At 40.2% G+C, this 26,484-nt stretch carries 19 protein-coding genes and 2 pseudogenes; 18 read left to right on the top strand and 3 right to left on the bottom strand.

Going from position 1 to position 26,484, the window contains the following annotated elements:
- The first annotated feature begins 37 nt into the window (after nt 1-37).
- The 8 genes and pseudogenes from ftnA to K08M4_RS14485 all read left to right on the top strand — a co-directional run bounded on the left by ftnA (nt 38) and on the right by K08M4_RS14485 (nt 9,945).
- Nucleotides 38-565 (top strand): non-heme ferritin, encoded by a 528-nt coding sequence (gene ftnA, locus K08M4_RS14520; protein ID WP_086050312.1) that lies wholly within the window; start codon nt 38-40, stop codon nt 563-565.
- A 68-nt stretch (nt 566-633) separates the two neighbouring features.
- Nucleotides 634-957: a universal stress protein UspB gene (gene uspB / locus K08M4_RS14515; protein WP_009848060.1), complete on the top strand. Its 324-nt coding sequence runs from the start codon at nt 634-636 to the stop codon at nt 955-957.
- Between the two features lie 250 nt (nt 958-1,207).
- A pseudogene (locus K08M4_RS14510) lies at nt 1,208-2,224 on the top strand (BaiN/RdsA family NAD(P)/FAD-dependent oxidoreductase); the annotation flags it as partial.
- Between the two features lie 129 nt (nt 2,225-2,353).
- Nucleotides 2,354-4,465, top strand: a complete 2,112-nt coding sequence (locus tag K08M4_RS14505; RefSeq protein ID WP_086050310.1) for a hypothetical protein — start codon at nt 2,354-2,356, stop codon at nt 4,463-4,465.
- Nucleotides 4,462-6,660, top strand: a complete 2,199-nt coding sequence (locus tag K08M4_RS14500) for a hypothetical protein (protein ID WP_017079366.1) — start codon at nt 4,462-4,464, stop codon at nt 6,658-6,660. Before K08M4_RS14505 ends, K08M4_RS14500 begins: the two co-directional genes overlap by 4 nt.
- Nucleotides 6,650-7,159, top strand: a complete 510-nt coding sequence (locus K08M4_RS14495; protein WP_086050309.1) for a hypothetical protein — start codon at nt 6,650-6,652, stop codon at nt 7,157-7,159. The genes K08M4_RS14500 and K08M4_RS14495 overlap by 11 nt, the downstream gene beginning before the upstream one ends.
- Complete coding sequence (locus K08M4_RS14490) at nt 7,149-8,645, top strand: tyrosine-type recombinase/integrase (protein ID WP_086050308.1); 1,497 nt, start codon at nt 7,149-7,151, stop codon at nt 8,643-8,645. Before K08M4_RS14495 ends, K08M4_RS14490 begins: the two co-directional genes overlap by 11 nt.
- 103 nt (nt 8,646-8,748) lie before the next feature.
- Nucleotides 8,749-9,945: a BaiN/RdsA family NAD(P)/FAD-dependent oxidoreductase gene (locus K08M4_RS14485; RefSeq protein WP_086050307.1), complete on the top strand. Its 1,197-nt coding sequence runs from the start codon at nt 8,749-8,751 to the stop codon at nt 9,943-9,945.
- 3 nt (nt 9,946-9,948) lie between these two features.
- Here the strand turns inward: K08M4_RS14485 and K08M4_RS14480 are convergent, their stop codons facing one another.
- Nucleotides 9,949-10,275, bottom strand: a complete 327-nt coding sequence (locus tag K08M4_RS14480; RefSeq protein WP_086050306.1) for a helix-turn-helix domain-containing protein — start codon at nt 10,273-10,275, stop codon at nt 9,949-9,951.
- A 104-nt stretch (nt 10,276-10,379) separates the two neighbouring features.
- On the opposite strand from K08M4_RS14480, the gene K08M4_RS14475 reads away from it, so the two are divergent.
- The 3 genes from K08M4_RS14475 (at nt 10,380) to K08M4_RS14465 (ending at nt 12,673) form a co-directional block, all read left to right on the top strand.
- Nucleotides 10,380-10,910, top strand: a complete 531-nt coding sequence (locus K08M4_RS14475) for a VspR family transcription factor (RefSeq protein WP_086050305.1) — start codon at nt 10,380-10,382, stop codon at nt 10,908-10,910.
- The gene (locus K08M4_RS14470) at nt 10,904-12,283 is read left to right on the top strand and encodes a DEAD/DEAH box helicase (RefSeq protein ID WP_086050304.1); all 1,380 of its coding nucleotides are present in this window, start codon (nt 10,904-10,906) and stop codon (nt 12,281-12,283) included. Before K08M4_RS14475 ends, K08M4_RS14470 begins: the two co-directional genes overlap by 7 nt.
- A gap of 102 nt (nt 12,284-12,385) precedes the next feature.
- The gene (locus K08M4_RS14465) at nt 12,386-12,673 is read left to right on the top strand and encodes a hypothetical protein (RefSeq protein ID WP_086050303.1); all 288 of its coding nucleotides are present in this window, start codon (nt 12,386-12,388) and stop codon (nt 12,671-12,673) included.
- Nucleotides 12,674-13,236: 563 nt separating this feature from the next.
- Here the strand turns inward: K08M4_RS14465 and K08M4_RS14460 are convergent.
- On the bottom strand, nt 13,237-15,123 hold the full coding sequence (locus K08M4_RS14460) for a hypothetical protein (RefSeq protein ID WP_157665749.1): 1,887 nt from the start codon (nt 15,121-15,123) through the stop codon (nt 13,237-13,239).
- Nucleotides 15,124-15,828: 705 nt separating this feature from the next.
- Here K08M4_RS14460 and K08M4_RS14455 point away from each other — a divergent pair.
- The 6 genes and pseudogenes from K08M4_RS14455 to K08M4_RS14430 all read left to right on the top strand — a co-directional run.
- Nucleotides 15,829-19,005, top strand: a complete 3,177-nt coding sequence (locus tag K08M4_RS14455) for a type I restriction endonuclease subunit R (protein ID WP_086050301.1) — start codon at nt 15,829-15,831, stop codon at nt 19,003-19,005.
- Nucleotides 19,006-19,011: 6 nt separating this feature from the next.
- Entirely contained in the window at nt 19,012-20,643 is a 1,632-nt protein-coding gene (locus K08M4_RS14450) for an HsdM family class I SAM-dependent methyltransferase (RefSeq protein ID WP_086050300.1), read from the top strand.
- On the top strand, nt 20,636-21,919 hold the full coding sequence (locus tag K08M4_RS14445) for a restriction endonuclease subunit S (protein WP_086050299.1): 1,284 nt from the start codon (nt 20,636-20,638) through the stop codon (nt 21,917-21,919). The genes K08M4_RS14450 and K08M4_RS14445 overlap by 8 nt, the downstream gene beginning before the upstream one ends.
- A complete protein-coding gene (locus K08M4_RS14440; RefSeq protein WP_086050298.1) occupies nt 21,916-22,464 on the top strand; it encodes a KwaA family protein in 549 nt (182 codons plus the stop codon). Before K08M4_RS14445 ends, K08M4_RS14440 begins: the two co-directional genes overlap by 4 nt.
- 2 nt (nt 22,465-22,466) lie before the next feature.
- Nucleotides 22,467-23,297 carry an ATP F0F1 synthase synthase gene (locus K08M4_RS14435; RefSeq protein WP_086050297.1) on the top strand — a complete coding sequence of 277 codons (831 nt, stop codon included), beginning with the start codon at nt 22,467-22,469 and terminating at the stop codon, nt 23,295-23,297.
- A gap of 231 nt (nt 23,298-23,528) precedes the next feature.
- Nucleotides 23,529-23,711 (top strand): annotated as a pseudogene (locus K08M4_RS14430) (NAD(P)/FAD-dependent oxidoreductase); the annotation flags it as partial.
- Nucleotides 23,712-23,866: 155 nt separating this feature from the next.
- Here the strand turns inward: K08M4_RS14430 and K08M4_RS14425 are convergent.
- Nucleotides 23,867-24,760, bottom strand: a complete 894-nt coding sequence (locus K08M4_RS14425) for a DMT family transporter (protein ID WP_086050295.1) — start codon at nt 24,758-24,760, stop codon at nt 23,867-23,869.
- A 138-nt stretch (nt 24,761-24,898) separates the two neighbouring features.
- Between K08M4_RS14425 and rmuC the strand changes: the two genes are divergently transcribed.
- Complete coding sequence (gene rmuC, locus K08M4_RS14420; protein ID WP_086050294.1) at nt 24,899-26,431, top strand: DNA recombination protein RmuC; 1,533 nt, start codon at nt 24,899-24,901, stop codon at nt 26,429-26,431.
- Nucleotides 26,432-26,484 lie beyond the last annotated feature (53 nt).

The raw sequence follows: 26,484 nt of genomic DNA, 5'->3' as shown, positions 1-26,484 counted from the left end.
TAGTAGAGAAAACTGAAGATGTAATTAGGAGTCTTAAATGCTATCAAAAACTATGGTAGAGCAACTGAACGAGCAAATTAATCTAGAATTTTTCTCATCCAACCTATACTTACAAATGAGTGCTTGGTGTGAAGACAAAGGATTTGAAGGTGCAGCAGAGTTTCTGCGTGTTCATGCAGTAGAAGAAATGGAACATATGCAGCGTCTTTTTACTTACGTAAGTGAGACAGGTGCAATGCCAATTTTAGGTGCGATTGAAGCGCCAAAACATGAATTTGATAGCCTTGGGGCTGTGTTCCGTGAAACTTACGAACATGAGCAAATGATTACTCAACAGATCAACAAACTGGCTCACGTTGCTTTCAGCACACAAGATTACTCAACCTTTAACTTCCTGCAATGGTACGTTGCAGAGCAACACGAAGAAGAGAAGTTGTTTAAAGGTGTATTGGATAAGCTAGAGCTTGTTGGTGAAGACGGTAAAGCACTGTTCTTTATTGATAAAGACCTAGCGCAATTGGCAAAAGATGGTTCATCTTCAATTATGGAAGCTCCTGCCGTTTAGGTAGTACGAGAAAGACACTGATTATCTTTTTCTTTTGAGTTTTCTTATGAAGATGTAGGGAGGAAAGGATGATCAGCGGCGACACTATTCTATTTGCACTAATGGTTGTGACTTGCGTGAACTGGGCGCGTTATTTTACTGCGCTAAGAACACTCATTTATATAATGCGAGAAGCACATCCTCTACTTTATCAACAAGTAGACGGAGGTGGATTCTTCACAACTCACGGCAATATGACCAAACAGGTTCGCTTGTTCAGTTACATCAAAAGCAAAGAGTATCACCATCATCACGACGAAGTTTTTACGTCGAAGTGTGATCGTGTAAGACAGTTATTCATACTCTCTTCTGCTCTGTTAGGTGTCACCTTGCTGTCTTCTTTCATCGTCTAAGTTATTTAGTTCGTGTGAAGTAGAGCTTAGGTTTTTGGTGTAAAGCTTCGGTTGTTGATTCGCTGAGCCAAGTAGTGGTTTGCTGCTGTCTGCAAATTGTACAATTGAACATCAATTGCAAAGTTTAAAATTGCCGCTAAAATAGCGAGCAATTAGTAAGGGTGTGCTGTTTATGCACATCCTTTTTTATTGATGGCATGTCGAGAACAGGGCGTACTCGGGGTGCAAAAGTGAAGAAAGCAGAACCCCAATGAGTGAAAAGTTTGATGTAATCGTAATTGGTGCGGGCGCCGCGGGCTTAATGTGTGCTGCGGAAGCGGGAAAACGCGGCCGACGAGTGCTGGTGGTTGATCATGCAAAGAAACCAGGCAGAAAAATTTTAATCTCAGGTGGCGGCCGTTGTAATTTCACTAACTATGATGTTTCAGCCAACAACTTCCTATGTAACAACCCTCACTTCGTGAAGTCTGCTTTATCTCAATACACCAACTGGGATTTTATCTCGATGGTGAGCAAGTACGGCATTGAGTTCGAAGAGCGCGATCATGGCCAACTGTTCTGTGTCAATGACCATACGGCAAAAGACATTGTGAGTATGTTGCTTGAAGAGTGTCAGCAGGCGAAAGTTGAACAGCGCTACCGTTGTGATGTTCACTCAATCGAAAAAACAGACGCTGGCTTTAAGATGCACCTTAATACCGACGAAGTTGAGTGTGACTCACTTGTTGTAGCAACGGGTGGTTTGTCGATGCCTAAACTAGGCGCAACCCCATTTGGCTATAAGATTGCTGAGCAGTTTGGTTTGTCTGTGATGCCGACGACTGCGGGTCTAGTGCCATTTACTCTGCATAAAGAAGACAAAGAAGCTTTCGCTGAGCTTTCAGGAATCGCGATTCCTGCGGAGATCACAGCGCAAGACGGTACCTTATTCAAAGAAGCGTTGCTGTTTACTCACCGCGGCTTATCTGGCCCTTCGGTATTGCAAATTTCTTCGTTCTGGAAAGCGGGTCAATCGGTTTCGATTAATCTAGTACCAGAAGTGGATGTGGCGGAGTTACTGGCTAACTCTCGCGAGAAGCACCCAAATCAGAGCCTGAAAAATACCTTAGCTAAAGCATTACCGAAGCGTTTTGTGGAAGTGTTGATTGACCGTAAAGAGTTGGAAGACAAGCCGCTTAAGCAGTTCAATGAAAAGCAGCTTAGTGGCATCGTTGAGCACCTAGAGAACTGGAAAATTGCACCAAATGGCACTGAAGGTTATCGAACGGTAATATTCCTAACACACTAAGTTGTCAAAATCGGAGTTAATACTTAATTTAAGCATATGTTCTATAATGATATTGCTTGATTTTTAAGTGTTTATTTTTGATTAAAATAATGACAATTAGGTGGGTTCATGAAATATCATGTCCAAAACGGTAAACCAGGCTTTAACTATACTTGCGATCGTGGAATCGATCGATTCATTGAGCTTTCAACTTATCACCTTCAGCTTAAAGATAGAGATGTCTTATCTGAGCTAATGATTCTTTATTGTCAAGGCAAGAGATCTGCATCTTATGTGTCTTGGATTAAACGTATCAACAGTACACTCTATGCAACATTCGAATATATATGCATAGACTGCCTACCAACTAATGCCACAGAGTGGCGCGAACTAGTGAAGCAAGCGTATGCTAAGACACTAGTATCCTCAAACAACAAGGCGTTATCTACTCGTGTTGATGAGTGGAATAAGAACCTCAAACCTTTCTTAGTGTTCTTGAAGGATCGAGACGTTATACCTCCCCACGTGATTATCCCTAGAATGAAAAAGACAGGTGAACTTACTAAGAAAAGTAGCTTTAAGGCTGTGCTGATCGGTGAAAAAAAAGCGACTGAAGTTAAAGTTGATGACACCATTAACAATGTCTTAGTTCCAATTTCTCTTTCTAGAAGTGATGTCGAATACCTTGATGAAATACAGTTTGATTTGAAGCGTTCAAGGAATGCATTGCATGATTGCCTACTAAAATATTGGCAAGCTATTAAATTACATTATGACTTTGCTCAGTCTTTGATGGAAGAATTCCCTAAAAAGCACCCCCAATTATTGGCTCGTTATATAAATAGTGATCTCTATGACTTTTCCTATGACCGGAATGACTTAGGAAAAGATGGAAAACCAAAACCTCCGCGTAGAAGACATATAGCCAATCCAACGTCATTATTTGGTTCAATGCTATTCATGTATGTAGTTGGTTCGGAATGTAATGGCATTTTTAAGCTACAAGATTTACCCAAAGCTAAATTACCCAGCTCATTATCAGATCGGGCATTCACCAGCGATGCGGTTAGATGCTTACCTAAGTTAGGTTTTGAATCTACTGATAATATCGATATTTCACATCGTTTTGATTGGTGTTTTGGTTACATTCGTAATGCTGATATTGGTTGTTTGATTGCACTCTTGATGATGCTAAACCCCAAATTTACCTACATATCATTGTTGCAAGCTAAGGTTAAATATACAGATAATAAACCTTTATTGGAGCTTGATGATTTAGGGATGTCGTTCTCTATTACTAAAGCTCGCGCGTCAGATATGAAAAAAGAAAACCTTGATGACGTTAGCTTAGAGATCATTGAATTTCTTCATGAAATCCGTAAAAAACACCTGCATTTAATAAAAAATAAGAAACAAGAAAATTTCCTATTTTTGGCTTACTCCCGAAAGAGTAAAGGACTAGTTAATCCTGACTCTTGTAAGGTGGATAAAATCATAACAGGATCCGAATCTAAACGCTCAATTGAGCTAGGTCATAAGCAGATACACTTATCAAGCCACTTCCCTTCATTATTTGGTATTGGGTTAGGGCCGGGCGCCATAAATCACTCTAAGATCCGAGCGTCTGAAGGTGTTTTAGAGTGGTTCAGAACTGGTTCGATAGCTTCAGCTTCTCGAATTTTGGGAAACACACAGAAAGTTGCTCTTAAGTACTATATTCCTGAGCCTTTGATCGCTCAATACAATACAAGATTAGTTCGACGGTTTCAGAATCTACTTATCGTTGCAGCAACCTTCAAGGAAGGTTACTGTCTTGAGGCTGTCGATTTTAATTCTTGGCAAGAAATACATCACTTTCTTCTGACGCTCCTAGAAGACGAGGGTAATAAAAGTCCTCTTATTGAGTATTTACGTAGTCTATCTTCGGAAGGAGTAAGCAGTGAGGTGAAAGGAACATTAGATGTTCCTCTTTCTGAAAATGTTCTGACTGCACTATACCTCTACCGACTAGCCGCACTAAATAGTTCGGTGAGTTCAAAGGATTTATCGATAGTAGACGATGCAACTCAGCTATCACCTCTTGCTTTTATTACACTTGCAAACCATCTCATCAATTTCCTTCCGACAAGTAAAGAATCACGCATTAGTCAAATACACATAAGAGCTACCGAACAGGCAACCAAGCTATTGAATAAGACAAGCTGGGGCGATTTATTTGTATCTAAAGGGAAAGAGCAATGAAGCCTATTAATGTTCATATCGGATCAAATCAAGCACATTTGAAAGCTGAAATCGTAGATTTTCTTTCGGCTTTTGATGCTATAGATAACCTTGTTTATACGGAGTACAAAGCACAGTGGTTGCTTTCGGATATTCATGCTGAAAAGTGGGTTGTTAGAACATCAAAAACTAGAAAAAACAATAAAGAACGACTGAAAAAAACAGGAGAGATGTACCGTTATACAGTCAGTGTTAACTGGAATAGACGGTTGCCTGATGGAACAGCCCTCACGGATATAGTTAACCAGTCTTTCTTACATCAGTTACAAAAGTGGTTCTTTTTAATAGTTGATGATCCTATTAACCAAGAAAGAATGGCTTCAATATCGGTTCAGCATATGGGGTCAAGAATATTAACCTTCGTCAACTGGCTGTATCTTCATAAAGACAAGTTCGAACCGAGCAAACATGGCTTTTCTAAATTATCACAATCAGATATAAAATTGTTTTTAAAGGAAATTATATCTGGTGGCTCATTCGGCGCTCTTCGCTTTGGTCATCGTTTGATGGCTGAGATTGGTCTACATCTAGACCATCATGTTGATCCTTTGACGTTAGATGAAAAAGCGATAAAAGAGGGCATTTCGTTTTTTGAAAGTAACGAGTTATATAGAGATAACGGCCATGGGAAAAAGGTGGTTGATAGACAAAGTTTCTATAAAAACACCTCTCTCTCTGCACAAGATGCCTATGGGCATGCTGGAACTTTGTTCTTTAGGCAGTTCGAGCCGGATCTACTTGAGCAAAACAACCAGGTCTTATTGCCAGTAAATCAATATACTGACTTTCCATCCCACCGAACCCCATTAATGAAAGATGTAAGAGGAAAAACATATACAGACACAACAGCAGTAGCAATTGTTACGCTTTTCCGAAAAGGTTTTCAGTATTGGGATATGTTTAAAGCTTTTTTACCAAATCCTGACGCAATAAGGATTGGGGAGCTTTCAGCCTACATTTCTAGGATATCGACACCTACAAAGCACACACCTTGGATACCTTTAGAAACCAGTCTACTTACTCTTAATAAGTCTATCGATATGATAATTAATCATGCAGATAACATCGTTCAGTTTTATGAGACTTTGTTAACAGAACTCGAGATTAAGGGGCACTTGGATAGAGACAATAATTACAACTACAAAAAAATTGATGTATTGAAATCACTGCTGCCTAGTGAGATCAAAAACCACTTTAATATAGTGAGCTTCTCTCGTCTTGATGAAGAGTTTAAAGAGTACTCAAAGAATAAAATGAATGGAGATCGAACCGGATTATCTTTTGTATGTCTCTTAGAGTTATTGAAAGCGTCTTGTTTTATTTTGATTGCGGGCTTGAAACCGATTCGCATGGAAGAAATTGTTCGCTTGCCATATAACTGTTTATTTCACAAAGAAGGAGACGGTTACTGGATGGTTCATTCTCTCATGAAGTCTGGAGTGAATGACCAACTTCCTGAAACAGCTAAACCGATCCCTAAGATTACAGCAAGAGCGATTCAGACCTTACAAAAACTCAACAAAATCACACAGAAATTTGCTTATGAAGTGAGTAAGCGGGAGTCGGGTTACCTGCTTTATCAATTAAATACAGGTTCAGATAATAGAATGGGAAGTATCCTCGGTTCAGATTTGATCATTGGAGCTCTGGAGCGATTTTGTGATTACTATCAGACGACTGTCGATGAGTATGGTCGACGTTGGTATATTAATGTTCACGAGATGAGGAAAACATTTTTACTGACATTCTTTTGGTCTTTTAAACATTCCTCAATCGATGCATGCCGATGGATCGCAGGTCATGCTAACTCAGAACATATCCTTTCTTATATTGAATCCAACAGTCCAGGCTCTGAAATGACAGAGATTGAAGCTGATTATGCTCGTCAACAAGTCACCTACTTTCATGAACAAAGTTCTTTACTTGAAATGGAAAATACAGAGGAACTATATAGGCTTGTTTGTGAGCACTTTAAGGTTAAAGATTATACATCAATCCCTGAGGATGATCTTGCAGCCTACATAGCGCTTCGCTTGAGAAAAGGTAAGTTTTCGATTGTTTTCTATAGTATTAGTGAGCGTAATGGCTTGATTGAAAAAGCAAAAGTTGCTTTCCAAGTAACCAAAGGTGATGAGGAGGAAAGTAATGTTAAATAGAAAAGCTCAGTCAGTCATTAATCTATACAGTGAGATGAAAAAAGCTATCAATGACAACTCTAATACTTATACATGGCTAATCTCGAAATGTGATCGTCAAGAAAGCCTTGCCAATCTTAAGCGTAAGGGAAGAGGCATTGAAGGGATGTCTCTGAACTCCTTCAAGAAGTATTGTACAGACTATATTCAATGTGAAGGGAACCTCAATGGTTATGAAGTCGTTGACAACCTTAGAAAGGAGCTAATAAAAAGGCATAAAAATATCCCTTTAGAGTCAAGTAATGAAGGACCAAACCTGACACCGATGGAGGAAGCTAAGCAACATATTGATAACTTGCAACGCGACCAAGCTATTTTGGTTAGGGCTTATAACGACCTTAATCGTTTAGTACTTGATTTACTTGCAAACTCGAATGGAAATGCTCTTGAATACAACAAGCATAAAAATTTGTATGCAGATTATTTCGGGTTAAAGAAAGAGGTTGATAATGAAAAATAAAAGTCAACTATACACCTTCATTTCTGATGTGGAGTTTCCTTCAATACTTCGTTTTGATGAGAGCTCAGGTGAAGTCTTAACAAATAAAGATATATCTGAGGGTATTTACCAGTTTCGTTGGCCTGATGGAACAACTTGCTTTCCTGTTGAAATGTATCTTGCGCACTTAGTTTCTGAAGGTGCAGTAACAATTACTCGAGAAGATGGGGGGACAGTTGGCACTTATGCCTCTGCACTATCTCATCTGGTCCGTTATTGTTATAAGAAGAACGTTGAATTTTGGGATCTAACAACAATACATATCGATGAGTTAGTCAGTGAGTTGGTTGCTGAAAAGAAATCGGATGGGTTAACGCGTGCACGTAACAACGACACTATTAGGCTTATAATTCTTCCTAAGTTTGTAGCCTTTCTGAAATGGCTTCAAGCTGAGCATTACCCAACTCAATACATTATCGGTGTTGATAGACCAAAGCAAAGGTATCAAGTTAAGCTCAAAATAATTCAAAAAAGAGGCCGGGAAGGTCGAAATTTTGGACCGTCCGAAGTTTTTCCTACACGTTTACCAACTTCAGCAACGAAGCCAAAAACCGCTATTGCCGCCTCTGTCATAAAGAGGTTATGGGATACATTGAATTGCGAAAGGGGTGTGATGCGGCTAAATGACCATTTACTTCAACTTTTTGACAAGGAAGACCAAGAAGATCACCTTGATTATATGTACCACAGAAGGCGTATTCAGCTTGAATTGCTTGAAGCTACGGGATTGAGACCAATAGAACTTGTTCGAATTCCCTATAGTTCGAATGTAGAACACATTGAAGATGCAAAACTTGAAATTCCTACATACAAACGTGAAGAGGCACGATTTCGCATAATTCCCATAGAGCGTAGTGTTGCGATGAGGCTCGAGATTTTTATGTCAATGCATAGAGATAAGTTCATCAAGAGGTTAATAAAGTATGAGCTTATATCTAGTGAGTCTGAGGTGGATGATTTTATATATCTAAATTCAGAGACAGCTAAATCTGTAAAACAGTCTGCAGCTTATATGGATTTTAATCGATTGAGCTTGAGAGCTGGTATCGTGACTAAAACCTGTCAAAGTATGTTTAGACATCGTTTTGTAACCAACATGGTTAAGCTACATCTTGTTTCTTTCATGGATAAAAACCCTTTGAAGAGTGCTCATAGTTTTAATGACAAAGATTATGAAACCATTCTTAAGAAAGTTGCTAGTTTCACTGATCATAAAGACCATAAAAGCTTGAACGAATATATTGATCTAGCATGGGAAGAGCTAGATGTCTTCGAGTATGCTTATCAAATGAAGAATTTACACTCACGTTTTAGTGCAATATCGAAACTGGTGAGTGATGCTAAAGCGCAGATAAAGGGGCTAAATTATAGTGAGGCTGATTTAAAACCTATAATAGAAAACTTGAATGCGATTGAAGAAGAGTCGAACCTTCTAGTTGATAAGTAACTAGGTGTGTTGATACCTGCGTGAGCTTGTTGCTGGTGAATGCCTTTTTCCGTACTATGTCGCTCTTTTATTTATCACTTCATAGCCCTAAGAGTCTTATTTCATGTCAGCTATTCAGTCAGATGTTATTGTTATTGGAGCAGGCGCTGCCGGTTTAATGTGCGCAGCTAGTGCAGGTCAACGCGGGCGTTCAGTTCTTGTGCTTGATCATGGTAAACGGCCTGGTCGTAAGATTCTTATTGCTGGAGGTGGGCGTTGTAACTTTACCAACTATGATGTCACAGCAAAAAACTTTTTAAGTCAAAACCCCCACTTTGTTAAATCTGCACTGGCTCAATATACCAATTGGGATTTCATTTCGATGATCTACAAGCATGGTATTGAGTTTGAAGAGCGTGATCATGGGCAATTGTTTTGTGTTAATGATCATGACTCGAAAGATATCGTAAAAATGCTAATTAATGAGTGTGATGAAACTGGTAATGTGAAATATAAGTACCAATGTGAAATTACTTCAATTGAACGTGTAGCAGATAACAATTTTAAAGTAGAGACTTCCAATGGAATTTTTAATTGTAAGTCTTTGGTTGTCGCAACGGGTGGACTTTCAATGCCACGTTTAGGTGCAACCCCTTTGGGCTGGAAAGTCGCTGAACAGTTTGGTTTAGGGGTTGTTTCTCCTCAAGCAGCCTTGGTACCGTTCACATTAGATGGTCGAGAAAAAGGGTTAACAGAATTAACTGGAACTGCTCTCCCTGTCCGAATTAGCTGCAACAATCAAGAGTTCCTAGAAGCTCTTTTATTTACTCACCGAGGTATCTCTGGCCCATCAGTATTGCAAATTTCTTCGTATTGGAACTCTGGCGATGTAGTTCAAGTTGATTGGCTACCTGGTTTGAACGCTATTGAACTGATTGAAAAAGCAGCAGAAAACAACCCTGCACAAGAGGTTAAAACAACGCTGTCTAAAGTGTTACCTAAACGCCTTGTCGAGTATTTTATCGAACTTAATGTGTTTGAAAATAAACCACTTCGCCAATTGAATAAACGGGAGATAGAGAATATTAGCTCTGCTCTTCACTCTTGGGAAATTAAACCTAATGGGACTGAAGGGTATAGAACAGCAGAAGCGACCATTGGTGGTGTTGACACCAATTATTTATCGTCTAAAACAATGGAAGCTAGAGATATACCAGGGCTTTACTTTATTGGTGAGTGTGTTGATGTGACAGGTCACCTTGGAGGGTTTAACTTCCAATGGGCTTGGTCGTCTGGTTGGGTCGCAGGCCAAAACGCATAAGACTTATTTACTTTCAATATCTTGAATATTTTCACCTATAAGGCTGATGAGCTTCTGCTTTTCAGCCTTACTCATTTTTGCTATCAGGCAAACTAGTTCTGCCGAGCTTTCATCCTCACAAAAAAAGTAGTTTAAAGGTACGCCAAGTTCGTCAGCCATTTTCTTTAATGTACTGATATCTGGAGTGTGTTTCCCTTTCTCATACTGATTCATTCGCGCACTAGCCGAACTTTCATCGATACCAATACGCATCCCCAATTCTTTTTGGGAGATCTTTGCTTTTTTGCGAACTTCTTTGAGCCGCACAGGAATAGGGTTGTCGATCGACATTTAGAATTCATATTAATAGGCTCTATGTAACTAAGATTTTCTTAGTTTTACTGATTTATGTATACTAAGCAATCCTTAGTATTTTTGAATGGTGTAGGCAGTAAGTGAAACGTTCTACTAGAATCAGTGCGGTAATGTTTAAGCTGTTGATTGAAAAAAGAATGGATGGTTTTTCTGTTATAGAGGCAAGGGATGCTTCATTAAATGATGGGGATGGTACACAAAACCTTGATGAAGCTCGGAAGAAGGTTTATCGGCAAATATGGCAATACCAACAAAGGGGTTGGCTGCGCAGTGAAGGAGAAGGAAGAAACAAAAGATACTTTCAAACTGAGCAATTTATGGAGCTTGAAGCCGCGCCCCGAAGAAAAGTTGAACGAGAAGCTTCTACAAAACAGACTACACCGGATTATTCCGTGTTATTTCGAGAGAGTAATGAATACAAAGGTGAATTGGAGCTCGTTCTTGGTGAAATAGATGAATATCAATCATTAAGGTGTCGGTTTCCTGAACTCGAGAGCCGATTAATGCCATTGTTACAACATGCAAGAGAACGCTCTGCGCACTTACTTGGAAAGATGAATGGATTAGAGAATGTTCTTAAAACTCTTTCTGAGGGCAATCAACCGTGTTGAGGCAGTGGCAGGTTGAATGTTCTGAAGATGCGTTGCAGAAGTTCAGAGGAAACCGGCAACACTTCTTTTGCCAAGCAACGCCTGGTTCTGGAAAAACGGTGCTCGCTGCAACTGTCGCATCAAGATTACTTAATGATGATATGGTCGATCTTGTATTGTGCTTCTCTCCATCTTTAACGGTTTCTGAGGGAATCAAAAAAACCTTTTCTCAGACTCTTAGTTGCACTTTTAACGGTGGTCTAGGCTCTATCGGACAGTCGTTAACATATCAATCCATTCAATTTCTTAACGATGAATTTTGGGAGACGTTACGTAATCATCGAGTGTTTGTTGTATTTGATGAGATCCACCATTGTTCTGGGACTGAGCTTGAAAATGCGAACGTCTGGGGGCAGCAAGTGCTCACTAAGATTCAGGGACTAGCGACCTATACTCTTGCGATGTCGGGGACTCCGTGGCGCTCTGACTCTTTACCTATTGTTATGGGTGAATACAGTGACCCAGACGGACAGCTCCTTGTCGACTTCCAGTACACCCTTAAACAGGCTATTGATGATGGTGTCTGTAGAGCACCTAATATTGTATTGGTTGATAATGAGCAATTGTCTGTCTGTAGTAGCGAAAAAGTGGAGTCATTTTCATCGATCTTAGAGATGCTTAAACAGACGAAAGCGTCTTATCAGAGTGTGATACATAACCAAGAAGCGATGGAGTATTTACTCGGTTTAGGATGTGATCGGCTAGCAAAAATACGTATTGACTCTTCCAATGCCGGTGGATTAGTTGTTGCTGCGTCGGTTCAACATGCTCAAGCTATCAAAGATATACTTTCTTTAAAGTTTGGCCAAACCGTTTCAATTGTCACTTATAGGCATGAAGAACCACTCGCAGAAATAGACCGTTATCGACAAGGTGACTCTCAATGGATTGTTAGTGTCGGAATGATAAGTGAGGGGACAGACATACCTAGACTCCAAGTGTGCTGCCATATGAGTTCTGTCAAAACGGAATTATATTTCAGACAAGTACTAGGACGTATTCTTCGTATAGACTCTTCCATGGCTAGGCAAGCATGGCTATTTACGTTTGCGGAACAAAACCTCATTCAGTTTGCAGAGCGTATTGAAGATGATATTCCAGAATCTTGTATCTATGTGAATATGGGAAAACCAATGGAGACAGAGCTAGTTAATCGACAGAATAATTTAAGTGCTAAGCTTTCGAGAGAGCCTCTAAATAGTATCGACACAACAGTATCCTGGGAAAGCCGTACGGGCAATTCAAACAACCTTTATGGAACACTAGGGACGTTTGATGAATTGCGGCTTGGTGCATTTAAACAGAGAGTGATTTCGGCTTTTACCTCCATGTGATCGGGGGAAAGCATGGGCTAGATTTATGATAAGTACGTTGAGGTGATGAAATGAATTACTTTGCAAAGGACCCCTTCTAGGTAATGTAAGCCAGGAGGGTAAATGAAAAAACTGAAACAGCAGTACCGAAAACGAATTAAATACCAGCGTCAATATCTTTGGGGCTTTTATCCCAGCATTCGCAGTGGAATCCACAAGCACTTTTCAACAAAACAGGAGAAGGGCTATTACTTTCTTCACATGATTGAGTGCAGAGGGTACCCGATTAAACTACGGGCTGCGCGAGGAAGATCTTTGGCTAACCCGTGGGATGACTATCCGGCGTATGTGCATGACCTAGCAAAAAGTTGGAAGCATAATTCTAAACGACGTTATCAGTACTATAAGTAAGCTTAACGATGGCGTAGGGGCTTTTTTTCCGAATGCCAGAAACGACAAGAGCCACTAATTGTAGTGGCTCTATTACGCGTAACCTGTGGTCAATACTCTATAAGCGGAAGAGGGCCGGGCTATCGTATGTCCTCGGTGGTCTGCTTTGCAATTAAGCCAAGTTCAATTCGATACCATTACTTCTGATCAGACAGTAAGTAGTAACTCCAAGAAAAAGCAGGGATACCCGAGGCTCTCAACGTTAGGTTAAAGCTAAGAACCGAATGTGGCAAGCTTACTCTGTCCAGAGACATGCCAACACGGTCATCATTAGCTGTTGGCGACGACAAATATCTTCACGTTAACCTAGTGAGCTTTCATGATTTTTCTAATGTTAAATTCAGAAATTAGTCAAAAGCTCTCTGGTTAGCATTTCTCCGCTCCTAATACTAGATTAAGCTCATAATCGAGTCCCAGTTCAAGTTTGGGATGAGTCGCCAAATTTAAAGGCCTGAGAGGTTAGTAACCAATCAGACCTTTTTCTTTTTTGTCCCGTTATAGCAAATCTATCTAAAACATCTTGTTTATTGATGTACCTCTAACCACTTCGTCAGTAACGAGTCTCGTATAGGTGCATTTCCATTTTCAATCTGCTTCTTCATGCCCTCAATTGCGCTCTTATTTGTAAGCCCCTGAAGTGGATTCATTTCATTTGTAATAGCTTCGAACATGTGCCTATATCTAATGAATGCCTCTTCCGGAGAACTGATAGTAGTCGCATGATGCATGGTGTAGATCATTGCGTTAAGGGTACTACGTAAATAGTGCTCTAAATTTGCGAGTATAATATCTAGCCGCATACCGGTCTGAGAGTTGTGTACGATAGCGTTTCTGAATCGATAAAGCCTACTGAGCTGCATAGAAACCTTATTTTTATGCTCCCCCATTTTTAGTGCCAACTTATAAGGGCATTGGCATAGCTCAATAAACCTTGAGAATTTATACTGAGCATATGGATAGTCGTCTAACCTTTGGACAATCTCTTGCTTTACATGTTGATTTTTAAGAAGTGCATACAGGTTACCTAAATTAAGTGTTTGTATTTCAACACTTTTTCCTTCGAATTCGATGTTCTTCCAGTTAAGGTTTTTACTTACCCCTTTGAGAGCAAAAAGCTGCTTTATTAGGTAGTCTAATGCAATACATGGTAAAACTGTGAAATGGACATGTTCATCTTTGCCCATTCCTTTACTGGAGACCCCTTGGGTAATCGACTCCAAAGCAGACCAAAGAGAACTTAGTTGGCTCTCTTGACTACTTTCAGAAACACCATTTTGAAAGTAACGAAAAGCAGCATTAATTTTTGATATTGTTTCTTTAGACGCTTGCCTTTGCACTCTATCCATTGTTTCCATATACAGCTCGAACTCATCATCACCCAATCGATCTAAAGATGTCTGTAAAGGTTTCTCGAAGTTGTAGAAGAACTTCTTAATTTCGTTATCATTCCCATCAAGAAAAGTTGCCCCAAAGCTATTCAACCTTTCTATTGGTTCTCTTTTTACCATGTACGTTATTCTGTCTAACGATTGATTCAGTGAGAATTCTGCTTGTGTTCTGGCAGAAAAAATCGATATTGCACTGACTTCGATATCGACCTGCACTAGCGATTTTTTTCGCTTCTTGATATCAGTAGGTAGTGTCTCATCAGCAGTGATGTCCTCTTCATCGAGAGTATAAAATACACTGTCTTGATACTTCCGCGATCTCCCTTTACCAATAAGTTCATAGAGCTTTTGGCTCCTCAAAAAGATAGACACTTGGTAAATTGACTGCGCTCTCGTTACACTTTTCTTCAGTAGAGAAAAAGCTTCCTCAAACGACGTAGAAACGCTGCTAAGGCAGTTCTTGTACAGCATAAAACATTCAGCAACCGTCATACCTAGAGTCAAAACATGACTGATTAGTGCTTCCGTGACAGAGTAGATTTTCTCAAACCTTTTCTCTTCAGTTTCTTTATCACCAAGTTCAGCTTTTAGTAGATACTCCAGATCTTCAGCAGCAAGAAAGCGATAGTGCTCCATCAGAAGACTTCTGAATTGAGTAACTAAACTAACCACTAGCTCTCGCTGACATTCAACTGCAGATTTAGTGGGATCTCTTAATATTTTTTTGTCACACAAGGCTAAAATATGCTGGGGAACCCCTAAGAGGAGAGCATTTTCAAGCTGACGGTCTGACTCCATAAGTTCAACCATCTCCAGTGTCACCAGAGCTCTCTTATCAACACTCCCATGCTTGTCATTGAATAGGTAGAGTTGAAGTAACTCATTGGTGGCGTTTAGGACGTTGTTATGTGAGACTCGGTCATTATCCAAACTATGTAGATGACACAGGCTGAACCAACACTCCATGAAGAACAACTCACGTTTAGTAAACTTGCTTCTTTCTAACCCTTTATCTAATCTCAAAATTGAATTCTCAGAATTTAATGTTATACTCTCACAATCATAAAGTATTTTAATTAATGGTTCACTAAGCCATTGATTCCGAAAAAAACGGTCTCCCCTATCTGCTGAGGTCTAATCCCGAGAAGGCTCGAGACCAATCCTTCAAAAAGGCGCTATTGCGCCTTTTTTGCTTTTCTAGGCGATCACTTTGTCTATCTATGTACAGTTCTTCACAGAACTCTAAATTCTACTTATCCTAACTGTACGGTTTAGGTCTGCAACCCTAAACCGTTTTGTCCAGAAGTTTTCTAGAAACTGATCAAATTATGTCTACCGACCAGACAATCAGCAACATATACAACTCCAACAGAACGCCTTGAGTTCATCAAATTGTTGATTGAGCACTAGACAAATCATTGAAGCATTAGCTGGCATTAGGAATGCCCGTCAGTTATGAATTCGATACTAACTAGCTCATTTCCCCCTGAATATTCTGACATGATTATCCACATCGCAAGTTGCGATTCGCAGGGTGCGATGTGGAATGAAAACCAACTAGTGTCTTGTTTTTAATTTGGTTGTTCCTGCAACGGTCAGGTAAGAGATAGGATTAACGTTATTGATTCATATATGCACCTAATTGTGGTCAGGTGATAGATTTTCAAATATTCTCTGTGTGGCTGGAATTTAGATTGAATGAAGGCTTTACTTCAGAGCAGGAACATCATGACCAAACAAAACGAAGATACACGGGTAAAGATACCAACCATATTGCACCTTACCCGCCTAGGGTATAAGTATTTATCTTTAAAGCAGGCTACTTGGTGCACTGATACCAACATTTTCCCGGATATCTTCAAAGAGTCGATTGAGCGTATTAATCCTGGCGTGGATGATGGAGATGTTGAACGCTGCTTGGATGACTTAAAGTTAAGCTTAGACAATGAAGATCTTGGCCGTGCTTTTTATGAAAAACTGACGAGTCGTTCCGGTACAAAGCTCATTGATTTTGATGACTTCTCAAAAAATAGCCTACACGTAGTAACAGAGCTTACATACAAGAACGGTGATGAAAAGTTTCGTCCAGATATCATTCTGCTCATTAATGGTATGCCTTTAGTCTTTATTGAGGTGAAAAAACCAAATAATAAAGATGGTGTTCTAGATGAACGAAAACGAATCAATGAACGTTTCCAAAACCCCAAATTTAGACGCTTCGTTAACATTACTCAGCTCATGCTGTTTTCTAATAACATGGAGTACGATGATGGTAGCCCCGAGCCTATTCAAGGGGCGTTCTATGCGAGTTCATCTTATACAAAGCCTACCTTCAACTACTTCCGAGAAGAAGAAGTTCTTAATCTTACTAAGCTACTTAAGCCTTTAGCTGATGATACTGAGAACTTTGTTCTAAAAGATAATAACTACACTGTTATTAAACATAGTCCTGAGTTCCTCACTAACAAAGGCCATGATGCGCCAACTAATAGAATATGCACGTCACTTCTTAATCCAGAGCGCCTTGCGTTCATGCTGAGATATTCGCTAGCGTACGTTAAAGAGACCGATGGTCTACAAAAACACGTGATGCGCTATCCGCAGCTGTTCGCGACCAAAGCGATTGAAAGTAAGTTAAGTGAAGGCATTAAGAAAGGCATTATTTGGCACACCCAGGGAAGTGGAAAAACGGCTCTGGCCTATTATAACGTAAGGCACTTAACCGATTACTATCAAAAGCAACACATAATCCCTAAATTTTATTTTATTGTTGACCGGATTGATCTACTTATTCAGGCACAGCGTGAATTTACGAGTCGTGGGTTAATGGTTCATACAGTGAACTCTAGAGAAGCTTTTGCTCAGAGTATCAAGGCAACTAAGGTTATCCATAATGACTCGGGTAAGCCGGAGATCACCGTTGTTAATATTCAGAAGTTTGAAGATGACCCTAGTGTTCTACGAACCGTCGATTATGACGTTAATATCCAACGTGTTTACTTTTTAGATGAAGTGCATCGTAGCTACAACCCTAAAGGTAGCTTCTTAGCCAACCTTACCCAGTCAGATCCCAATGCAATTAAGATTGGTTTAACAGGTACTCCGTTGCTTCTGGAGGAGAAGGATAAAGATCCAACTAAAGAGTCAAAAGCATTTAGCTCTAAACAGATTTTTGGCAATTACATCCACAAGTATTACTACAATGCGTCAATTGCTGATGGCTATACCTTACGTTTAATTCGTGAAGAGATTGCTAGTAACTATGTAATGGCAATGCGTGAAGCTCTTCAAGAGGTCGAGTTGCTGCAAGGCAGTATTGATAAAAAGCAAGCTTATGCCCATCCTAGATTCGTAGAACCTATGCTGAGTTACATCGTTCAGGACTTTGAAAAAAGCCGCTCTTCGTGGGGAGATAACAGCATTGGTGGAATGGTGATTTGTGATAGCTCTGAACAAGCAAAAGAATTGTTCAAACAGTTTAATGCTATTTATGCCACCAAGCCTGTTTTACCTGCCAATTCTAAGTCTGAAAAGGCTCTGATAAAAGAAAGTGCTATTCATGAACCAAGGGCTAGCTACAATGAAAAGTTAAAACGAGATAGCCAGGTACATTCAGCAGCTCTGATTTTACATGACGTAGGTAGTAAGGAAGAGCGTAAAGAGTGGGTAGAGCAATATAAAGCAGGCGAAATAGACTTCGTGTTTGTCTACAACATGCTGCTTACGGGGTTTGATGCTAAACGATTGAAAAAGCTTTATTTAGGTCGAGTCATTAAAAAGCACAACCTACTTCAAGCTTTAACACGTGTAAATCGGACCTACAAAGAGTTCCGTTACGGCTATGTGGTCGATTTTGCTGATATTAGTGCAGAGTTTGACGCGACCAATAAAGCCTACTTTGATGAGCTAAAAAGTGAACTTGGCGATGAAATGGACAGCTATTCAAACCTGTTCAAAAGTCATGAAGAAGTGTGCGAAGAGATTGAGCACATAAAAGATGTGCTGTTCCAATTCGATACAGAGAACAGTGAGTTGTTCCAGCAGCAGATTAGCCAGATTTCAGATCGCAAGCAGATGCTCGCTTTAAAAAAAGCCTTAGAGAGTGCAAAAGACCTGTATAATATCATCCGCCTTCAAGGGGATACTGAGCAGCTTCAAGAGTTAGATTTCGCTAAACTTAACGTCTTGTACAGATATACAAATGATCACTTGGGAAGCTTGAACTTAAAAGAGCAAATTGAGAACAGTACCGATACCACTAACTTACTAAACGCAGCGCTAGAAGATGTCGTTTTTATGTTTACTAAGGTCGGTGAAAGTGAACTCAAGTTAGCAGACGAACTTAAAAACACCTTACGCAAAACCCGTGAGGCTTTGGCTGGCAACATAGACCAAGCTGACCCGAAATTTATTGCTTTGAAAGAAGAGTTAGAACGCCTATTCAAAACCAAGAATTTGAGTGAAGTAAGTCAAGAACAGATGGACCAAAATATTGGTGCTTTGCGAAAGATTCATGAGCGAGTAAAGGTGCTTAACCAAGAAAACAGCCGTTATAAAGCTAAGTACTTAGGTGATGAAAAGTACGCTAGAACTCATAAGCGACTCCTTGAGGGGAAGCGAGGAGAAGGCCAGCATAGTAAGCTGTTTGAGAGCACTGAAAACTTAGTTGAACGCCGTATTTTTGAAGCTCTAGCGGCAATCAAGCAGTTAACTGATGAGCAAGTGTTGAACAATCAGCAGCTGCTCAATAACGAGAGCTATTTTGAACGTAAAGTGATGCCTAACACCATCAAACAGTTTAAAACGGAACAAAAAATTAATTTAACTCCCGTAGCTGCGAAGCATATTAATACGTTGGTAGTACGTGAATATTTAAACGAATTTAACGGTAGAACTCCGTGGTAGGACAAAATGGTAGAACAAGATTTCCAAAGTAAAACTAAACAGCTGATCGATGATTTAAAATCAACATGTGCTCGTAATGGCCTAGGTAATGACGCGAGTGAGTTTAAGATCATTACTCAGGTATTCTTGTATAAGCTATTGAACGATAAGTTCACTTATGAAACGAAACAAATTGAACCCAAGCTGGAAAGTAGTGATAACTGGGAGCAAGCGTTTATCGCACTAAGCGATGATGAGCGAGAAATGCTTGCGATGCAGTTGCCAGCCGATGCAGCAGAGCTAAAACAAGAGCATTTCATCTCCACCTTATTTGCGAAACAAAATGAAGCCGATTTCGCTAAGTTGTTCGATGACACACTACGCGATATCTCGATGCTCAACAGTGATACCTTCTCAGTTATGACCGACTCTGGTGAGAAGGTTGCACTGTTCGAATCGATCAGTGAGTACGTGACCGTTAGTAAGCGTGATGACTTCTGTCGCGCAATCATTAATAGTATTGCTGAGTTTAGCTTTGAGCGTATTTTTACCCAAAAGTACGACTTCTATGCAGTGATCTTTGAATACCTAATAAAAGACTACAATAGTAATTCAGGCGGCAAGTATGCCGAGTACTATACCCCTCATGCCGTTGCTCGAATTATGGCTAACATTCTTGTACCAGAAGAACAGCAAGGAAAAATTAGTAACGTAAGTTGTTATGACCCATCAGCCGGCTCAGGTACTTTGTTGATGAACGTTGCACACGCCATTGGTGAAAGTCGTTGTTCTATCTTTACTCAGGATATCTCGAAAAAGTCATCGAACCTTTTACGATTGAACTTAATCTTAAATAACCTTGTGCATTCAATTCCTAATGTGATTGAAGGTGACACTATGCGGCACCCACAGCACAAAGAAGGGGCCAGTCTAAAGCAATTTGATTATATAGTTTCTAATCCACCATTTAAGCTTGATTTTAGTGAAATACATGAAGAGCTGGAAGGTAAAGAGCATAAAAAACGCTTCTTTGCTGGTGTACCTAAAATCCCAGCAAAAGCTAAAGATAAAATGGCCTTCTATCAGCTTTTCTTGCAGCATATTATTTATTCACTGAAACCTGATGGTAAAGCTGCGGTTGTGTTGCCAACTGGGTTTATGACCGCTCAGTCGGGTATTGATAAGAAAATTCGTCAGTATTTAGTTGATAACCAAATGCTAGCTGGTGTTGTATCAATGCCATCGAACATCTTTGCTACTACAGGGACGAATGTTTCGATTTTGTTTATTGATAGTAGTAATAAAAATAAGGTGATACTGGTTGATGCGTCTAACCTTGGTCAAAAGGTCAAAGAAGGGAAGAACCTGAAAACTGTCCTTGCTCCAGAAGAAGAGCAACAGATCATTGATGTGTTCAATAATAAATGGACAGAAGATGATTTATCGGTAGCTGTTAGTTATGACGATATTATTGCGAAAAATTACAGCCTCAGTGCAGGTCAATATTATGAAGTTAAAATTGAGTATGTGGATATGACTAAGGAGCAGTATTCTGAACGAATGAGTACCTTTAGTAATAAATTAGATAAATTATTTAGTCAGTCTCGTGATATTGATGCAGAGATAAAAAAACAGCTTTCTGGATTGATTTATGAGTAATTTAAAGAAATATCGGTTTTGTGAATTGTATACTATGTCTTCTGGCATATCCTCTACTAAGGAACAAGCTGGTCATGGTAGTCCATTCTTATCATTCTCTACTGTGTTCAAAAATTACTTTGTTCCTGATGAATTAAATGACCTAATGGCTACATCAGAAAAGGAAAAAGAGACTTACTCTATTAAAAATGGAGATATTTTTCTTACTCGTACAAGTGAAGTAGTCGATGAGCTTGCTATGAGTTGCGTAGCGACAAAAGATTACCCTAATGCGGCATTTAGTGGTTTTGTAAAGCGTCTTCGTCCAACTCAATCAGATATAACATACTCAAAGTTTATGGCTTTTTATCTTAGAAGCCCAATGTTTAGAAAGACCATGACAAATAATGCAGTCATGACTCTGCGTGCTAGTTTAAATGAGGCTATTTTTTCTTATTTGGATCTGCTTTTACCGGAGTTTGATGAGCAAGTTAAAGTTGGTGATCTACTTTGCTTATTGAATGAAAAAATTGAACTCAATAACCGAATTGATACTGAGCTTGAAGCTATGCTTAAAACGCTGTACGACTATTGGTTTGTTCAGTTTGATTTTCCTGATACGAATGGAAAACCATATAAAGCCTCTGGTGGTAAAATGGTGTTTAATGAGACTTTAAAGCGTGAGATTCCAGAAGGATGGGAAGTTTGTGAGTTAGGTGAACATATAACGTTTAGTAGAGGGATTTCCTACCGAAGTAAAGATATTGCTGAAACAGGCACACCATTATTGAACCTCAATTCCTTTTTATTGAGTGGGAGGTTTAAGCTAAACGGGACAAAGTACTTTTCAGGGAGTTATAAGCTTGACAAGTTATGTAACACTGGTGATTTAGTGATTGCTATAACCGATGTCACTAGAAACGCTGATATTATAGGTAAAGGATTTATTATTCCTGATGCTTTTGAAGAAAAGCGAGCTTTGATCTCTTGTGATGTTGCTTTGGTTAAGTCTAGCTATTTTGGTAATACTTACCTAGAAAGGCTATTTAATTCTGATTACTATCATAATTACATCAAGCACTTTGCATCAGGAACGTTGGTTCTTCACTTGGATCTGAAAGGTGTGAACTGGTACAAAACAGAGCTACCTCCTCAATATCTTATTAATAGATTTGAAGAACTCAGTAAGCCTATACTTCAGCGGAGAGATATTGTTGTACAGGAAAATAAAAAGCTAGTGGAGCTGCGCGATTGGCTTCTCCCTATGCTAATGAACGGACAAGTCACTGTTAAATGATGAATATTTCGTATCGGCTACTGCTCACTGTAACGGCAACATCCTTGTTGTTGATAATATTTGTGGTGCAAAAAAGCTACACGTTAGGTCACTTTTTTGAAAGGTGTACTTACTTAGCGACGTTGCCGAACGCAATTTCATACATTCTTTATCTCTTGATACCAATAGCGTTAAGTGGGCTGAGCATCTTCCTCTGTCGATACCTTGGTAAGGATGAATTCAAACCAGGCCAGGTGGTTGAGGTTGAACACGCTAATAACAGTTTTCTTCCTAGTTACTTAGGCTACTTTTTTGTGGCACTAAGCATTGGCAGTTGGGAAACCTTGTTTTTTGTCTATGGTGTCCTGTTTGTGTTTACTTTCTTATCACAGGCGCTTTACTTCAACCCGCTGTTTTTATTGTTTGGATTTGAGTTCTACAACATCAAAACGAAAAATGGTGCAACCATCTTTTTGATAAGCAAAGAGCGTTATAAAACACCAGGTGATATAGTGATAGATAAAGCTTATCGTATTAATAATTATACATTTATTGAGCGAGGATAATCGTGGATTCAGTACTGACTAAAGTTAAAGGTCGCAGTAAAAAGAATGTATTTAAGCTGCTTTCAGACGAAACACTGTTCGAGGAGTTGCTCGTTACTGATGATGCCTGTGTTGATTATGCCCCTGACCACAACCTAGACGAAGATTCGTGGTTTAAAATCGATAACTTTAGTCAGCAGCCATACTGCGTTGATATTCTTAAAGCCGATTTTGATTCAAAAGATTATGACGACCTTCCAAAAGCTAAGTTTAAAGACATTACTCTGCTTTATGCGATTCAAGGCAATAATTTCTATTTCCAAAAAATAACGCCTTCCCTTTTTGTCACCAAGAAGATGATTGCATTCGGTGAAGCGGCGGAGCTTGAAAGTACTGAAAAGCGTTTGGTTGTTAATCAAGTGGCTGATGCTGTCTACTACAAAGCGCAGGATAAGTTAGTATTTAAGAGTCTAGCGACAATATCTAGCATCTTTAAAGGTATTGATGAGCTATACAAAGAAGCAACAAAAGAAGAGGTTGAAAAGTTCTTAGAAGAGGACTTTATTGAGCTTGCTGATGGTTATGATACGTCGAAGGTATCAAAGCCTAACCGTAAACGTATCGCATTGGCAATGGATACACTGGCGGCATTACCAGTGGAAGAGCGAGACCAAATGTACTCGTATATTCATAGTTACTGTGAGCAAAAGTTAACGTTCGATAAAGAAAACAGTAAGTTTGAAATCAATTCAGACGATGAGCTGAAATATTTGCTCTACGGTATTGAGCAGCGTTTTTATACTACACCTCTAGGGCATGAAAAGCGTTTGGCTAACTCAGTTCAACCAATGTAATACACTAGTTGAATAGTTATGCATTGCTATTTGATGTTCTCTGGTTCTTAGCAAAGCCCATGACATCTCCCCAATGCGGTTCAAAAATGTGGGTATAACCATTGTTGAATTGCTAATTTGGTTTTTATATCAGTTCGGTTTCTTGAGAACTTACAGTGCTGCAAGTTAAGTTTGAAGTATAAAATACAGAATTGATAAATTGTATTTTGACAACTTATGGACTGTGTTAGGAAAACTGCCGAAGTGACTCTAGGCGGAGTGGATACTGATCACCTATCTTCGAAAACCATGGAGTGTAAGAGTGTGTCTGGCCTCTATTTCATCGGTGAAGTAATGGACGTAACGGGTTGGTTAGGGGGCTATAACTTCCAATGGTGTTGGAGTTCTGGCTTTGCAGCAGGCCAGTGGGTTTAAGCTTTGGGCTTATCCATTAGATTTTAAATTACATAAAAATGGCGAGTCATATGACTCGCCATTTTTGTATCTAACATCTAATTGAGAAAATTCGACTGTATCGATAGCTTTTCGTGCTCAATCGAGTCTTTTAGCTCATTTATTCATTTACTCAGTCACGCAGGTTTGTTTTTTGAAAATTTGATCTGTTGAATCACCAAACCCGCAATAATCAGCATCAAACCAAACAGTGTTGCCGGGTGAATCTCTTCGCCAATAATGGTCGAAAGTAGCATTAGCGAGATAAACGGCGAGGCAAAAATCAGGTTACTGATACGTGCCGTATTGTTGGTTAGCTTGAGTGCTGATAGCCACAAGACAAAGGTAATGCCCATCTCGAACAGGCCGACATAAGTCACGGCCATCCAACCTTTCGCTGTGATTTGGCTAAAGCTCTCGCCTTCGTAAATGGTTAAACCAATCGCGAATGGCAGTGCCACTAAGAACCCAAGTAATACACCCACCACAGGGTCTGCTTTATTTTTGGTATTGAGAATCCAGTAGCCCGCCCACAGTAGCGTTGAAAGCAGAGCCAAGGCCACACCGAGTGGGCTATCGAACTGCATGCCTAACACATCACCTTTGGTGGCAATCACAACCACACCCGCATAACTGAAGGTACAAGCAATCCAATCTTGCTTACGAATCTTTTGCCCTAGAAACACCGCTGCCATTAGAGTCAGCGTGATCGCCCAACTGTAGTTGATGGCTTGTGCTTGAGATGCAGGCAACAGGTCGTAGGCTTTGAATAGAATCAGGTAGTAGGCTAGAGGGTTCACCAAACCAAGCAGTAAGTAATACCAAGGGTTTGAAAGAAACGTAGTACTCAGTTGAGAAATCTTACCTTGAAACGCGCAAACCGCGATCAGCGCAATCGACGATACAATGCTGGCGATGGTCAGCATTTGAATCGGTGAAAACTCAGCAAGGGTCAGCTTAAAAGCAGTAGCGACTGTTGACCACAGCAATACCGCAGCAAGGCCAAAGCCCAAGGCACGACGTTCGTTCATAGCAACTCATTCTAATTTGATGGGGCAGAATACGGAGCGCTTAGTCTATCTGTCGAATTTTAATACGGCAAACTGGACATTTATCCAGTATCAAAATACCATTTAATGAGTTATTTCCAATTGGGCTAAATCATTATCATGCAATGGATTATCGAACATCAGGCAACGCTTATTGCTGCAATTTCTGGCGCGCTCGTCAGCGGTGGTGTCGTGGGTTGGTGGATTAAACAGAAGCTCTCTTTTCAGCAGCGATTGCTCGAGCAGCAGCTAGAGTCCGATCGTTTGTTGCATGAATCTCAGCAAGCTCAGCTCAAATCATCACTCGCAGAGGCGCAACAAGAACTCAATGAGTTAGATGATGACCGAGACAAAGCGGCATTCGAGCTCAAGCAAGCACACGGTAAGGTGATGGCTGCGATGGAAAAGCTGCGCTACTTTGAGGCAGTAAAGCAAGAGCGCCAGCAGTACGCTGATGAGATCAATGTGCTGAAAGACCATAAATCTGAATTGGAAGCCGAACTGCGCGAACAAGAAGCAAGGCATGATCAAGAAAACCTCGCCAATAGCGAAAAGCTGCAGTTGCTAGAACAAGCTGAATCTCGACTTAAGCAGCAGTTTGAATTGTTAGCGAACCAACTTTTTGAGAGTAAAACCGCCAAGGTCGATCAGCAGAACAAGCAGAGCCTAGAAGGTTTGTTGTCTCCACTAAGAGAGCAGTTGGAAGGCTTTAAGAAGCAGGTTAACGATAGCTTTAGCCAAGAAGCCAAAGAGCGCCACACCTTAGTGCATGAGCTTAAAAACTTGCAGCGCCTTAACGAAAGTATGACTCGCGAAGCGGTTAACCTAACTCAAGCGCTAAAGGGTGATAACAAGCAGCAAGGTAACTGGGGCGAAGTAGTACTGGCTCGTGTGTTGGCGGATTCTGGCTTACGAGAAGGTCATGAATACCAAACGCAAGTGAACCTACAAAACGATGCCGGCAAGCGTTATCAACCGGATGTGATTGTGCATTTACCCCAAGATAAGCAGGTGGTGGTGGATTCGAAAATGGCTTTGGTGGCTTTTGAGCGCTACTTTAACGCTGAGGCCGATCAACAACGCGATGCAGCACTGCGTGATCATCTAGCTTCACTGCGAGCGCATATTAAAGGCTTGAGTCAGAAGGATTATCATCAGCTCAAAGGTATACAGAGCCTTGATTATGTATTGATGTTTATTCCGGTAGAACCCGCGTTTCAAGTCGCGATTCAAGCTGACCCTAGCTTGGTCAAAGACGCGATGGAACAAAACATTATCTTGGTCAGCCCTACGACCTTGCTGGTGGCACTGCGTACCATTGATAACTTGTGGCGCAACGATCGACAGAATCAGAACGCGCAAGTTATCGCGGAGCGCGCGAGCAAGCTTTACGACAAGCTGCGCTTGTTCGTTGATGATATGGAAGGTCTTGGTAGCTCATTAGACAGAGCCAATCAAAGCTACCAAGGGGCGATGAATAAGCTTGTGACTGGGCGTGGTAACGTGATTCGTCAGGCCGAAAGCTTTAAGCAATTGGGTGTCGAGGTGAAGAAACCTATCTCGGTTGGCTTGGCGGAAATCGCTCAAAATGAGGCTTTTTCAGAAAATGCCTCCTTAGTAGAAAGACAACCCGCTGAGGATAAAGTAAACTAATCGGCCGCAGCGCCTCTAAATAGAGAGTGCACTGTCGATGAGAACTTACCATG

The organism is Vibrio syngnathi, from assembly GCF_002119525.1.
Lineage (GTDB): Bacteria > Pseudomonadota > Gammaproteobacteria > Enterobacterales > Vibrionaceae > Vibrio > Vibrio syngnathi.
The sequence above is the reverse complement of the archived record's forward strand: the minus strand, read 5'-3'. Positions and strand labels throughout refer to the sequence as shown.